Raw genomic sequence first — 13,899 nt, 5'->3', positions numbered from 1 at the left:
GTAAAACAAGAGGTATGAAAAAAGTGTGGGGATTAATGGCTGCTATATGCATCCTGCTGTTCGTATCCGGCCAGGCTTACGGACAATCGTTGAAAGACTTATTGAATTCATCTACAGTAAAGGATGCGGTTACTTCTGTAACTGGCGGAAAGAAACTGACAGTAGAGAACTTGCAGGGAACGTGGACGTATACCAATCCAGCCGTTCAGCTGGAAGGCGATAATGCATTGAAGAATGTAGCCGGGAGCGTGGCTGCTGGTGAATTGGAGAAAAAGCTGAAAACGTATTGTGCCAAGGTCGGTATTGTGGAAGGCATGTTCAACTATGTGTTCAATAGTGACAGTACGTTTACCAATGCATTAAAGAAAAAGACATTGAAAGGTACTTTCTCTGTTAATCAGGATGAGAAAACGGTTGAACTGAAATATGCATTGGGCGGAAAACTGAAAGTGACAACTTTAACAGCCCACGTCGTGATTTCCGGAGATGAGCTGTCTTTGCTGTTCAATGCGGATAAGTTACTGGATTTTCTGACCAAATTATCATCGATATCTGACAATTCCACTTTGAAACTGGTCAATAAACTGGCCAGCGAGTATGACGGGATGATGCTGGGGTTTGAATTGAAGAAATAGAAGAAAGTAGTATATTTTGAAAGTGGGTGGTCTTTTCGGACTATCCATTTTTATTTCAGTCCCGGCAATATTTTGTAGAGTGTTTTTCTGGTCATGATCTTCTGGTTCAGGAAACTTACAATATAGCCTGTTATACAGGCGGCAATAAGTGAACCTTCGCGTATCCCTTCAATGCCTTGGGTGAACATGAGGGAGATGAGTACGGCTAAAGTGACCAGGGTAACATCGAAATACACCTTGAACTTTCCGAATTCCTTATTATAACATCGGGATGCATATTTTACAAATGCTTCTGCACTCATCATAGCTACCTTCGGTTTGATTTCGAGCACTACGCCGATGGATTGTATGAGGCATCCTGTGAGCAATAAGGCCATCGACATGCCGTAACCGGACGGATGCAGATTGCTTGTTAAAGCCATGTTGAAATCAATGAAAGCGGAGAATATGCAGGAAAAAGGTATCTGAAGAAGTATTTCTATCGTGTCCTGACGACTTCTGTCTTTCCGGATCAACCAGAACTGTCCCAGGATCAGCAGTACGTTTACAATGAATGTCCATGTTCCTAATGATAAAGGAGTATTAAGGCTTAACACGTAATTTACACTGGAGATAGGAGTGGTTCCTAATGCAGAGCGAACGATCAATACAATGCCTACAGCTAAAAAATATAATCCTAAAATAAATACTGAATACTTTTTTAATAGTTCTTTTATATCCATATCAAATCTCTATTTGTCTGATCTCTTTCTTTTTGATAGTTAGAAAAAGATATGCAAATATCCGATTTATTTTTCAAAACCGGATGTTATGGTGAATAAATTATTATCAAAATGATAATTTAACGGGGGAATGGAGGCACTATTTGAATCCTGGGTCAGCCTGGCCTTTGTGTAGACGATTCCTGGATGGGTTAGGTTAGGAAAATAGCTATTATAAGTCGAGGTTTTGTGTTAAACAGATGTTGAAACCTCGCGGTTGTAAATATTTGTCTTTTTATTTTCTGTTATGCTGATGTTTTTGATAATTTTATTTTGTTCGTATGACGTTGTCTTTTAGAGTGTAAAATATGCTGTTTAGCATAAAAAGTATTGTTTCTGAACTGTTTTTTAGCGTGTTTTTGTGCTTTATTAACAAAAAAACTCATCTTAAATAAACCAGGGATCTGTTTAAAACGAGAAAAAACTCGTTTTAAACGAGATTGAAATTTGTTTTAGATGAAGTTATCAAAATGATAAACCTTTACTTCGTGTTAAAAAATGTAATATCAATCTATCTGGAAGCTCTTTCCTGTGAGATGTGTCTGTTTTTATTTTGAGCTTATTTGTATCTAAAGTGATAAAATAAGCTCAAAAAATAGCCATTATGATAGTCGGTGCAAAATAGTGATTCTGTTCTATTGCTTCTTATATTCTTCAACAAGTTCCAGCAGTACACTACCATAGTTTTCGATTACCTTTTTCCCTATTCCGGGGATTGCAAGCAATTCGCGTGAATTGGAAGGTAGAGTATTGACAATACCAAGCAATGCTTTCTGTTGAAGGATTGTATAAGGAGGCAACCCTTTTTCTGTTGCCAGCTCATAGCGCCACCGCTTAATGCTGTTATAGAGTTCGGGATGAAGAACGTCGCTCGAAACAGTCACTTTGGCTGGCTGCGAAGAACGTTCGGAACGTTTTTTAGCGGATGCGGGCGGTTCGATGGACGCTTTTGCTTTGGCGGATAGATAGCGGACGACAGAAAAACCGTCTACGCATGCTTTCAGCGTCTCCTGCTTTAAATGGAGTTCTTCCGTAAATTTGCTGATCGCATTGTTCACCGCTTTTCGGCTTTCCTTGTTATCTATTTCGACAGCGGAGTTTTCCTCGAGAGATGTACACAGGCTGTCGATACGTTCGATGAAATAGGCTACTCCTTTCCGAACACGTTCCTGGATGGCTTCGTCCTGTTGGTAATCGGGGTTTCCGGAGATCATGCGCGTCAGTTGCTGTTGGAAGCGTCCGCCTACTTCTGTTATTACGGAACGGAAGGCATCACGGGTGTTGGCATATTGCGTGTTGAGTTCCGGATATAATTTCTGTAAATGGGCATATACCGTATAAGCGACATATTGCAGGCGTTGCTGGATGGAGGCGAAATTGAAAAGTTCGATAACCAGTTCCAGGTAATATTGCTGTTGCGCCTGTTCCAACTGTTCTTTCCCCGGTTGTTTGTCGGTGACGGAACTGGTAAATTCCTGTATCCTCATATCCTTGATCATCGCGTTGCGGGTGATCGGACTGCTTAAAACCAATCCCTCCAGGGTTTTGCAGCGACTGAGTGCCACATAGACCTGGCCGTGTGAAAAGGCTGCCGAGGCATCGATGATGGCATGTTCGAAAGTCAAGCCCTGGCTTTTATGGATCGTGATCGCCCAAGCTGTTTTCAGCGGATACTGGCTAAAAGTACCGGCAACCGTCTCTGTTATTTCTTTGGTGTCCGGATTGATCGTATATTTGACATTCGTCCAGGTTTCTCTTTCTACCTGTATTTCATTGCCGTCTTCTCCGACAACCGTTATTTTGTTCGGGTTGATAAAAACGATTTTACCGATTTTACCGTTGTAGTACCGGTGTTCGCCGGAAGAGTCATTTTTGACGAACATAACCTGGGCTCCGTTTTTCAGTTCCAGTTGATTATCGGTTGGATAAGAGTATTCAGGGAAGTCGTTGTTTATTTCGGCATTGAAGGTGTATGACTTACCGGGCAATTCGGCTAACTTCCGGTTGTTGAGTTGCTGTGCCTGATAATTATGTGTTGTAAGTGTGATATATCCTTGTTGGTCGTCCGGGGCGAAATCGGGTATATATCGCTGGTTAAGACTGTTTAATGTTTCTTCATCGAATCTGTTTTCCCTGATGTTATTCAGCAGGGAGATGAATGTACTGTCATTTTGGCGATACACCTTGGTAAGTTCGATGCAGTAGTAATTGCTTTCCGAAAGCGCTTTGCTGTCGAAGAAAAAGGTGGACGGATAATGTTCTTTCAATAAGTTCCATTCGTCGTCTTTAGCAACAGGTGCCAGCTGTTGCAGATCGCCGATCAGTAATAGTTGTACACCACCGAAAGGTTTTGTCCGGTCTTTATAGCGGCAAAGTACGTCGCTGATCGCATCCAGCAGGTCGGCTCGTACCATACTGACTTCATCTATCACCAGTAAATCCATGCTTCGGATGATATTAATCTTATCCCGGCTGAATTTATTCGTGAAATTTTTTGCCTGGTCTGCCTCCCTGCTTGCCGAGGGGAGATAAGGACCAAACGGTAACTGGAAGAATGAATGGATTGTAACACCTCCTGCGTTGATGGCGGCTACACCTGTGGGAGCAACAACGATCATACGTTTTGGGAAAACTTCTTTAAGTCTTTTCAGAAACGTTGTTTTTCCTGTTCCGGCTTTACCTGTCAGAAAAAGGTGAGTACCTGTATTCTGTAAGAAGTTGAAGGCAAGGTCAAATTGTTGGTTCATTTGCATCATCATAGATCTATTGTTTATGGTATCTGCAAATATATAATAAAAAAACGTGAAAAATGCGCTTATAAGCTAAAAATCAAGCTAACAAGCGCATTTTTTTTATTGTTCCTTTTTTATCAGACAATCAGGTTTGCGATCAGCTGGATAAACAGGATCAGGAAAACCATGGCAATCGGATAAACAGTAGCATATGCAATGCTCGGTGCGGAACTGTCTGTCATAGAGTCGGCTGCGGCAAGTCCGGGCGTACTGGTCATACCTCCGGCGATGGTGCCGATCAGGTCAAGGATATTGATTTTAAAGACCCAGTAACCGAATCCTAAAGCGATAAGCATCGGGACCATCGTGATTGCCATGCCGACACCGAACAGCGTCCATCCGCTTTCCTGAAAAGTGGATACCAGGTTAACGCCGGCTGATGTCCCGACTTCCGCCAGGAATAATAACAACCCTAACTGACGCAGTAACTGGTTGGCTGAACCTGACATGGACCATACGATCGGGCCCGTTTTTCCGATTGCGCTTAAAACAAGTGCCACCATCAGGATACCTCCCGTTAGTCCCGGAGAGAACGAGAATGAATCGGAGAACGACAGATTCAGTTTTCCGAACAATACGCCCAGTACGATACCGGCGGCAATCGGGAAGAAATCGGTATCCGAAAGTTTTTTCTCATCATTTCCGAGTAGCTGTCCAAGTTCTTTTAAGTCCTCTTTTTCTCCGGCAATCATCAGTTTGTCACCGAATTTTAGTGCCAGATCCGGTTCGGGAGGAAGGTCGATACCGCTTCGGCGGACGCGGGTTACCGTGCAGTTGAAAGTTCCTTGCAGGTTTAAATATCCTAATGTCTTATTTATTACGTTTTTATTAGTAATAAGCATAGACTGAAGTTCTTGTGTACTGTTGAAAGGGAGATCCCCTTTGATGCGTTCGCCTACCAATATTTCCAGTTGTTCCAGTGATTTGTCATTACCGACGGCTTTGATCAAATCTCCTTCTTTCAGAACACTTTGTGCTGTGGGAATAGATGTTTTTTCGTTATGCTTGATACGGGAGACGACGGCTCCTGTCATGCTGCGCAATTGCAGTTGTGCTAGTGTTTTGCCGCAAATATTACTGTTAATAATACGGAAAGCAGCTGTATGCAATGGGGGATATTTACCTTTTCTTTTTGCTTCCAGAGCCTGTGCTTCTGCATTCAGGTCTATACGAAGTATTTTGGGTAATAACTTGACAAACAGGATCACGCCGATCACACCGAACGGATAAGCAATACCATAGGCGATGGAAGCGGAGGAAGACTGGGTCGTGTCGATTGCAACCGCCAAACCCGGTGTACTGGTCAGTGCCCCGGCTATCAGTCCGACTATGCTTGGTGTATCGATTCCTAAAGCATATTTGAATATCAAACCTGTCAGGCAGGCGGAACCAACGATTAACAAGGTGAGGATAATCAGTGTTTTCCCTTTCGACCGGAAAGAATCGAAAAATCCCGGACCGGCCTGTATACCGATGGTAAAGATGAATAACACTAAACCGAAGTTACCCAGTTCCTTAGGTATGATCACTCCGAAATGACCGAACAAAAGTGCAATGAAAATGACGGCTGAAACGTCAAGAGAAAGACCTTTAATCTGTATTCTGCCCAAAATGAATCCTAATGCAACGATCAGGAAAAGAGCAAAATAGGAAGACTGAAGCAGTGTTGCAAACATGTCAAATAGTTTTATTGTGAAGATTTGAGAGCGCAAAAGTACACTTTTTTGGATGTATGGGCAATCTCCTGGCGAGATTTCTGTTACCTTTGCAGCGAATTATTAAGAAGATTATCCCGCACGTGAATCGATACTTTATTTATTTAGGTTATAACGGTAAGAATTTCAGTGGTTGGCAGGTACAACCCAATGGTGTGACTGTACAACAATGTCTGGAAGAGGCCCTGGCTACACTGCTGCGCCAGCCGGTTCCGGTTGTCGGTGCAGGACGTACGGATGCAGGTGTTCATGCCCGGCTGATGGTTGCCCATTTTGATTGGGGCGAACCGGTTGCCGACCTGCCTTTCCTGGCGGAGAAGTTGAACCGTTTACTTCCGAAAGATATTGCCGTTTACCGGATCGTACCGGTCAGGCCGGAAGCGCATGCCCGTTTTGACGCCACTTCCCGTACCTATAAATATTATATAACTACCCGGAAAGATCCGTTCAATTATGATCTGGTTTATAGAATGAGCGGTCAGCTGGACTTTGAAGCGATGAATGAGGCATGTAAGGTCTTGTTTGATTATATCGACTTCACCAGTTTCAGCAAATTGCATACGGATGTAAAGACGAATAACTGCCGTATTTATAAGGCGGGATGGGAACAGGAAGGCGATGTTTGGGTATTCACTGTCCAGGCGGACCGTTTCCTGCGTAACATGGTGAGGGCGATCGTCGGAACCTTATTGGAGGTGGGACGCGGAAAGTTGACGATAGAGGGTTTTCGTAAAGTAATAGAGGCCAAAGACAGATGCAAGGCCGGAACTTCTGTTCCGGGGCATGCACTTTTTCTTGTGGATGTAACATATCCTGAAAATATTTTTAATATTTAATCATCATGTGGTTAGCGCTAGCATTTGCCTCAGCATTCCTGTTGGGATGTTATGAAGTAAATAAAAAGATTTCCCTGAACGGGAATGCCGTAATTCCGGTATTGTTTCTGAATACGTTGATAAGCAGCCTTATCTTCGTTCCGTTTATATTTTTATCGTTCTGTACGAATGTGCTGGACGATACTATGTTTTATGTTCCCCGTGTCTCTTTTGAGGCGCATGTGGCTGTATTTATCAAAGCGGTGATCGTGTTGTCTTCCTGGATATCCGGTTATTTTGCATTGAAGCATCTGCCGCTTACCATCACGGGACCGATCAAGGCCACACAGCCTGTTCTTACTTTGGTCGGAGCGATGGTCATTTTTGGGGAACGTCTGAATTTGTATCAGTGGATCGGGGTTTTGCTTTCCATCGCTTCATTTTATATGCTTTCCTCTTCGGGAAAGAAAGAAGGGATAAACTTTACCCATAACAAATGGATATTCTTCACGATTATTTCCATAATAACCGGTGCGATGAGCGGCTTGTACGATAAGCATCTGATGGGAAGTATGGATGTGATGACGGTGCAGGTCTGGTTCAATGTCTATCAGTGTCTGATCATGTTGCCGATCCTGTTGTTACTATGGTATCCGCAGCGTAAGAAGAGTACGCCTTTTGTGTGGCACTGGAATATCGTATTTATCTCCGTATTCCTGATCATTGCCGACTGGATTTACTTTTATGCCTTGAGTTTCCCAGATTCAATGATCTCGATCGTATCCATGGTACGCCGTAGCAATGTACTGGTTACTTTTGTAGCCGGAGCGATCTTCTTCCATGAAAAAAACTTAAAGAGCAAGGCTGTGGACTTATTCCTTGTGTTGTTAGGAATGATATTCCTATATTTGGGGACAAAATAGACAATAGAATATGAAACGACTTATTTTTTCTATATTGATTTGTGTTTTTGCATGGGGTGTGGAAGCCCAGGAAATAGATGCATTATTTGTTTCAATGCCGGATAAGAATATTCCGCAACTGGAAGATGCCTGGCGTAAGGACCTGGTCGATCTGTACAAATCGGGTAAAGAGGCCCGTTTGAAGAATACGATGAATGGCTTTTCTGCGTTGAAGAATCTTACTTCCGATTATTTGTTGTTACAGGTTACCGACAGAAGTACTGTAGAAATGAAATTGCTCCCGTTGGTGAATAATACAAATGTGATCTGTATGGTGAAAACGGTAAATGGTCCGGTACCTGACAGCCGGATTGAGTTTTTTACAACGGAATGGGAACCTTTGGCTGCTTCCGACCTGTTCACTCCCGTCGAGGCGGATTGGTTTATCAAAGAAGATGCAGATAAAAACAGTACGGCTTTTCTGGATGCTGTTTCCCGTTTGGATATGGATTTGATACAATATAGTTTGAGTCCCGAAAATCTGACATTAACGGCAACATACACAACTCCTCAGTATCTGAGCCAGGAAGACCGTAAGATAGTAACTCTCTTTATAAAAGAAGCTCCGAAAGTGTATACCTGGGAGAAGTTTCATTTTAAATAGGACAAATAAAAAGAGATCAGCCAAGGTTGGATAAAGCTAAACCTCGGCTGATTTTTTTGTTTCACTGTGTGATGATTTATTCAATGAGCTGTCCTTCCGAATCGAATGTAAGTTTTACCGTATTATTATCCTGTTTCAGTTCAAATATATAAAACATACCGGCTGGTTTTTCGATTGCATCTACTTCCAGTACTTTGTATTGGTTATAGGCGGAACTGGCAAGTTCGTCCGTCACAACGACCGGGACGTCTTCAAGACGGGTATCCCATTGGGTGCTAACCCATTCGTTTTTTTCATTGAATGATACTTCTTTATGGATGCCTTTGTCTTTTATATCGATTTCCGTGCCGCTCTTTTCTTTATCGAGTTTCAGGATGGTTGCCTGCGGATATTTGGTCGAGATAAAGTTCCGGAAAACCTGAGGGACTTCGACAGTCTGGTTTACTTTCTTTTGATGGTTATTACAACCGGCAAGCAGCGAAATGCAGCATACGAGAATGGCTAAAACAGATAGTTTTTCTTTCATGACGTTTAATTTTAATTGTTTATAAAAGAAAACACGAATACAATGGAGGTCCAGCCATCGTATCCGTGTAGTTTATTCTCGTAAGAAACAAATTCGCTCTATGCAAAGTTCGTTTTTACAGAGTTAATCTTTTTGGGTACTCTTAATATTGCCTTCGGAATCGAATGTTACTTCAACATCATTATTTCCTTGTTCCAGGTCGAATACATAGAAAGTACCTTCCGGTTTTTCGATAAGATCAATATCATCAATTGTATAATTCTTGTATTCGGAAGCCTGTAAAGCATTCATGACGATTGCCGGAACCTGATCTTTTGTAATGTCCCATTCTGTAGAAATCCATTGGTTTTCAGTATTGAAATAAACATCCTTGTAGATATTATTATGGAGGATATCCACTTCAAAACCATTCTTTTCCTGGTCGAACTCCAGAATGGTTGCACCTGCATACATTTTGTTGATTGAGTCTGTAATCGCCTGGGGAATAATAACAGGCTGGAAGTTGTTGTGATCGTCATCGGAGTCATTGACTACTTTGATGAGCACACCGTCTTCCGTATAATACAGGTCGACTTCTTTTTCGCCCTGTTCCGCTTCAATGACATACACTGTGGCGGCATTTGAACGTTCGAGTTTATCGTACTCTGTATATTTCCAATCTTTATATTCATTAGCTCTCAAACTCAAACGGATAGCTTCAGGAAGCAGACCGAAATTGATTTCTGTCTTTGTCATTACCCAGTTACCTTTATTGTCAAACCAGGCTTCGGCATCATTTCCGCTCAGATGGAAATCGGCTACCTCATAACCACTTTTGGTTTCCCATTCTACTTTACCGACACCCGGGTATTTTTCATCGAATGCTTTAGTGACGGTTTGGTCGGGCTGATAGTTGTCATCATCATCACAACTTGTAAATGCAAACAGACCGCACAATGCTAATGCTAAAATAGATAGTTTTACTTTCATACTTATTTTCTTTTTGTTGTTTTGTTAATCGAATTTCTTAAAGTTACCGTTACGGTCGAATTTGAGTTCAAGGTCATTGTTTAACTTGACTTCATATTCGCGTGTGTCTTTGTCGACAGAGATAACCTTGCTATCGGCAAAATTCTTCCTTATATAATCTGCTATTCTGGCAGGCAGGATTTCTAAAGGGATAGAGGCATGGCGCGCTTCGATCTCTTTCCATTCGCCGGACTTGTCAAATTCCACATTAATCCCGTTGGTGAGGATCACGTCATATCCTTTTGTTCCCAGCAGGTTGCTTTCTATTTTTATATGCGAGATATCTGTCTGTCCGAAATAGTCTGACAGGAAGTTGCGGCATACAGAAGGCAATACCGATTTGTCTCTTGTAATCTTCTCGTTGTCTGCGAAAATGGCCATTGTTGATAATAACAGGCTGACCAGAATTAATCCGAACTTTTTCATGACTTTCTTCTTTTAATTTATACTGCAAAGAAAAGGTGACATTTGGGAAAGATTTGGGAAAAATGATTATTTGAATGTTAAAATGAACTGATGCAGCCCATTATATTCATATTTTATATTTATCCCGTAAATGGAAGCAATCGATTTAATGATCGCTAATCCCAGTCCGGTTGAATCTTTCTTATGCGTTTGTTTTTCAAAACGGTTGAACAAAGTCGCTTCATTCAGTTTCGGGCTGTCACAACTGTTGGCAACAGTTAATGTACGGCTGGTTATTGTAATGGCGATTGTTCCGTTTTCTATATTATGTATAAACGCGTTCTTTAATAAATTGCTGACCAGGGTAGTAGCCAGCGATTCGTTCATCGTATATGTTAATAAACAGGTTTCCGTATAGGATACCTGTATATTTTTGTATTCATACATCTCTTTAAAATCCGGCAGGAGTCTGTCGATCAGCTTATTGAACTCTATCTCAGAAGTGTCGGGAAACTGTTTGTTGTCGATACGTGAAAGGAGTAGCAAGGATTTGTTCATCTTTATAATTCCACGGAGCGTATGATTGATTCCAGCTATTTCGGAAAGCTGTTCTTCCGTACAATCCGGGTTTTCGCTGAGAAGTTCCAGTTTGTTCATGCAGATAGCCAGCGGTGTTTGCAGTTCGTGGGAAGCATTTTCGACGAACTGCTTCTGTTGGTTATACATTTCCGTATTTCGTTCCATGGTTGTTTGTATGGCCGTATTCAGGATTTTGAATTCTTCCACTTTGGTTTCGTTTACCAATGGGGCCGGTTGTTTTCCGGGGCGGTATTCTTTCAGCCATTTAACGAGCGTATAAAGAGGGCGGAAGCTGGATTTGAATACAAAGTGCGATACCAGCAGGATACAACAGAGCAGGCTGACATATAATATAATGATACTCCAGAAGATTGCTTCGGCCATATCTTCTTTCTCGAGGGTTGAAGTTTCGATAGTCAACTCGTAATATTTCCGGTCGGAAGTCATGAACCAGGTACGTAATACGCGGACCGGTTCGTACTCCATTTCGATTTCGATATAGGTGGTGGAGTCGAAGAACTCGTCTTTATCCAGTTCAGCTTCCGACTCCGGGACTTCACGGATATAATATTTGGTCATGATGTCGACATGGTCACGCAGTAATGTGCTGTCGGCAAGGACACTCTTGATAATGATTTCCTTATAATTTTCCAGGCTGTCGTTGGTCTCGTCGTCTATCTCGTGCATGATGACGAAATAGAAACAGCAGGCCCAGGCCGTCAGGATGATCAGTAACGGAATCGACAGATTGCGGAATATATAGTGGATCAGTTTCATTGTATTATTCTTCGTTTACCATTTTGTAGCCGAAACCGTAGACCGCTTTAATTTCGGCTGTCGCCCCAGCGGACTTCAGTTTCTTGCGCAGGTTTTTTACCTGGCTGTAAATAAAGTCGAAGCTGTCTGCCTGGTCGATATAATCTCCCCAGATAGATTCAGCGAGTGCCCCTTTGCTAATCAGGCGGTCGGGGTTGGTGACGAAATAGTAAAGCAGGTCGAATTCTTTGCGGTTCAACACCAGTTCTTCTTCATTAATATATACGGCATGGCGATCCGGGTAGACAGTAATGTTTGCCAGGTTGATATGCATTTCGCCATCCTGTTGTTTCCGGCGGATGATGCATTTGATACGGGCATTCAGCTCGGCCAGGTGGAAAGGCTTGGTCAGATAGTCGTCGGCACCGAGATCGAGACCGGTCACTTTATCTTCGATCGAGTCTTTGGCAGAGACGATGATAACACTATCTTTTTTCCGCATCTTCTTCAATTCTTCCAGCAAGTGGAGGCCGCTACCGCCCGGCAACATGATATCCAGCACGATACAATCGTAATCATAATCGTTGATCTTCAGCAAAGCATCCTGATAGTTGGCCGCACTTTCCACGACATAGCGCTCCTTTTCAAGCGAACGGATCATTACTTCACGCAAAGAATCTTCATCTTCTACAATCAGAATTTTCATGGGCTATCTTATTTATTTACAAAGTTATGCAATAATTCTGGCAAAAAACTGGAATTTTCGTGTTATGTTTTCCTTCCTTTGTCGTCATAATAACAGAATGGAACTTGAAACGTTTAAAATAACCGTCTTACCACTCCGGGATAAGCTGATCAACTTTTCCCTGAGACTGATGCAGGAAAAGGCCGATGCCGAGGATATCGTGCAGGAGGCTTTTTTGAAGCTGTGGTATATCCGTGAGAAATTGGACGGCTACAATAGCGTGGAAGCACTGGCGATGCAGGTTACCAAGAATCTAGCTCTGGATAAACTGCGTGCCCGCCGGCCGGAAGGTCCCGATATAGAGACGCTGTCGCTGGATTCGGGATACCGTTCGCCGGCCGAACAGTTGGAGCAACAGGATGCCGCCGCCCGTATCCGGCAACTGATCAGCCAATTGCCTGCTGTACAGCAAACCATCATTCGGATGAAAGATGTGGAAGGTTATGAGATAGCCGAGATAGCCGAGATAACCGGTTCTCAGGTCGAAGCTATCCGTTCCAACCTCTCGAGAGCCAGGAAGAAGATACGGGAACAGTTTTTATTATTAAACAAACAGGAGCAATTATGAATATAGATGAATTATTGAATCGGTATTTTGAAGGAGAAACTTCGGCGGAAGAAGAGCAGAAGCTCCGTCGTTTCTTCGCTTCAGACAATGTTCCGGAAAACCTGTCTGCCTACAAACCTTTGTTTGCTTATTTCGATGAGGAGATTGCGACTGAAAGGGATATGGCAGAAGAGATATGGTCGGAGATCGCTCCCGAAGCACTTCCGGAAAAGCGTTTCCGGTTGAATCGCAAATCGGTGGTTTATGTTCTGTCGGCAGTTGCTGCTTGTGTGCTGGTGTTTTTGGGAATCAGTCAGTTGCTTTATCCGGCCGATCCCTGTTTTTGTTCAGATAATTATGTAGTGATAAATGGGCGGTGTTATACCGATATCCATAAGGTTCGCTCTTCGGCTTTTGAAGCGTTGCATGAGGTGGCCACTCCTGCGGACGAATATTTCCCCGAAGAAGATAAAGATGAGGCTGACCGCCGGATCATAGATAACCAATTAAAGGAACTTGGTTCCATTTTTAGTGATGACGAATAAAAACTTGTTGCGATGAAACAGATCAAATACACATTATTAGTATGGTTGGCAGCCCTTATGCTGTTTCCTGCCGGAGTAGGGGCAACAGATGCTGAGGTTTTGCAGAAAGACCTGAAGATACAGGATGTTTTCCAGCGTTACGGCCGTAAAAAGAATGTAACGATGGTGGAACTTTCCAACGAAATGCTCGAGACATACGGCATGACCCGCTATAAGAGCATTACGATCAAGAATGATCCGGAAGCCTTGCGTTTCACCCGTCAGTGTCTGGAGGCAGACCAGAAAGGCGCCCGTAAGATTAAGGAAGTGACCGACGATGGCGGCGTGATTTCCGCTTATTACCAGTTGCCGGGTAAGGAGGCTGATATAAACCGTTTTGTCCTTTTCAAAGTCAATGCAAAAGGCGTGATAACCCTGGTCTATATCGAAGGAGATCTGGATAGTGACGATTTGATTACTATCCTGTTCACTAAAAAAGATTTATAAACGAATAAAACTATATGA

At 42.7% G+C, this 13,899-nt stretch carries 15 protein-coding genes; 7 read left to right on the top strand and 8 right to left on the bottom strand.

The features are described 5' to 3' along the window. Window positions 1–14 precede the first annotated feature (14 nt). The gene (locus NBH15_RS19490; RefSeq protein ID WP_250823334.1) at window positions 15–635 is read left to right on the top strand and encodes a DUF4923 family protein; all 621 of its coding nucleotides are present in this window, start codon (window positions 15–17) and stop codon (window positions 633–635) included. 50 nt (window positions 636–685) lie between these two features. On the opposite strand, the gene NBH15_RS19485 is transcribed toward NBH15_RS19490, so the two are convergent. The 3 genes from NBH15_RS19485 to NBH15_RS19475 form a co-directional block, all read right to left on the bottom strand. Beyond that, entirely contained in the window at window positions 686–1,357 is a 672-nt protein-coding gene (locus tag NBH15_RS19485) for a YczE/YyaS/YitT family protein (RefSeq protein ID WP_007659087.1), read from the bottom strand. A gap of 674 nt (window positions 1,358–2,031) precedes the next feature. Beyond that, a complete protein-coding gene (locus tag NBH15_RS19480) occupies window positions 2,032–4,149 on the bottom strand; it encodes an AAA family ATPase (protein WP_250823336.1) in 2,118 nt (705 codons plus the stop codon). A gap of 116 nt (window positions 4,150–4,265) precedes the next feature. Continuing rightward, window positions 4,266–5,864 (bottom strand): aspartate:alanine exchanger family transporter, encoded by a 1,599-nt coding sequence (locus NBH15_RS19475; protein ID WP_128133549.1) that lies wholly within the window; start codon window positions 5,862–5,864, stop codon window positions 4,266–4,268. Between the two features lie 122 nt (window positions 5,865–5,986). Between NBH15_RS19475 and truA the strand changes: the two genes are divergently transcribed. Genes truA through NBH15_RS19460 form a run of 3 tightly spaced genes read left to right on the top strand, consistent with a single transcriptional unit; the run spans window position 5,987 to window position 8,284 of the window. After that, the gene (gene truA, locus NBH15_RS19470) at window positions 5,987–6,739 is read left to right on the top strand and encodes a tRNA pseudouridine(38-40) synthase TruA (protein ID WP_244050879.1); all 753 of its coding nucleotides are present in this window, start codon (window positions 5,987–5,989) and stop codon (window positions 6,737–6,739) included. Between the two features lie 5 nt (window positions 6,740–6,744). Beyond that, entirely contained in the window at window positions 6,745–7,641 is an 897-nt protein-coding gene (locus NBH15_RS19465) for a DMT family transporter (protein WP_046145102.1), read from the top strand. Window positions 7,642–7,651: 10 nt separating this feature from the next. Beyond that, window positions 7,652–8,284, top strand: a complete 633-nt coding sequence (locus NBH15_RS19460) for a DUF3256 family protein (protein ID WP_128133548.1) — start codon at window positions 7,652–7,654, stop codon at window positions 8,282–8,284. 76 nt (window positions 8,285–8,360) lie between these two features. Here the strand turns inward: NBH15_RS19460 and NBH15_RS19455 are convergent, their stop codons facing one another. The 5 genes from NBH15_RS19455 to NBH15_RS19435 all read right to left on the bottom strand — a co-directional run bounded on the left by NBH15_RS19455 (window position 8,361) and on the right by NBH15_RS19435 (window position 12,264). Continuing rightward, window positions 8,361–8,810: a PepSY-like domain-containing protein gene (locus NBH15_RS19455; protein WP_128133547.1), complete on the bottom strand. Its 450-nt coding sequence runs from the start codon at window positions 8,808–8,810 to the stop codon at window positions 8,361–8,363. A gap of 123 nt (window positions 8,811–8,933) precedes the next feature. Continuing rightward, entirely contained in the window at window positions 8,934–9,779 is an 846-nt protein-coding gene (locus NBH15_RS19450) for a PepSY-like domain-containing protein (RefSeq protein WP_128133546.1), read from the bottom strand. A gap of 24 nt (window positions 9,780–9,803) precedes the next feature. After that, window positions 9,804–10,244 carry a PepSY-like domain-containing protein gene (locus NBH15_RS19445; protein ID WP_128133545.1) on the bottom strand — a complete coding sequence of 147 codons (441 nt, stop codon included), beginning with the start codon at window positions 10,242–10,244 and terminating at the stop codon, window positions 9,804–9,806. Between the two features lie 66 nt (window positions 10,245–10,310). Further along, window positions 10,311–11,579, bottom strand: a complete 1,269-nt coding sequence (locus tag NBH15_RS19440; RefSeq protein ID WP_250823333.1) for a sensor histidine kinase — start codon at window positions 11,577–11,579, stop codon at window positions 10,311–10,313. 4 nt (window positions 11,580–11,583) lie between these two features. After that, complete coding sequence (locus tag NBH15_RS19435) at window positions 11,584–12,264, bottom strand: response regulator transcription factor (protein WP_128133543.1); 681 nt, start codon at window positions 12,262–12,264, stop codon at window positions 11,584–11,586. A gap of 97 nt (window positions 12,265–12,361) precedes the next feature. Here NBH15_RS19435 and NBH15_RS19430 point away from each other — a divergent pair, with 97 nt between their 5' ends. The 3 genes from NBH15_RS19430 to NBH15_RS19420 are packed head-to-tail and all read left to right on the top strand — an operon-like array spanning window position 12,362 to window position 13,881. Then, window positions 12,362–12,871, top strand: a complete 510-nt coding sequence (locus NBH15_RS19430; RefSeq protein ID WP_007659067.1) for a GFO_1088 family ECF-type sigma factor — start codon at window positions 12,362–12,364, stop codon at window positions 12,869–12,871. Continuing rightward, window positions 12,868–13,395 (top strand): PG0215 family putative anti-sigma factor, encoded by a 528-nt coding sequence (locus NBH15_RS19425; RefSeq protein WP_128133542.1) that lies wholly within the window; start codon window positions 12,868–12,870, stop codon window positions 13,393–13,395. The genes NBH15_RS19430 and NBH15_RS19425 overlap by 4 nt, the downstream gene beginning before the upstream one ends. A gap of 12 nt (window positions 13,396–13,407) precedes the next feature. Then, a complete protein-coding gene (locus NBH15_RS19420) occupies window positions 13,408–13,881 on the top strand; it encodes a DUF6108 family protein (RefSeq protein ID WP_244050880.1) in 474 nt (157 codons plus the stop codon). Window positions 13,882–13,899: the final 18 nt, after the last annotated feature.

It is taken from the genome of Parabacteroides caeci, from assembly GCF_023656795.1.
GTDB lineage: Bacteria > Bacteroidota > Bacteroidia > Bacteroidales > Tannerellaceae > Parabacteroides > Parabacteroides segnis.
Note: the sequence above shows the minus strand (reverse complement) of the source record. Positions and strands in the feature narration are given on the sequence as shown.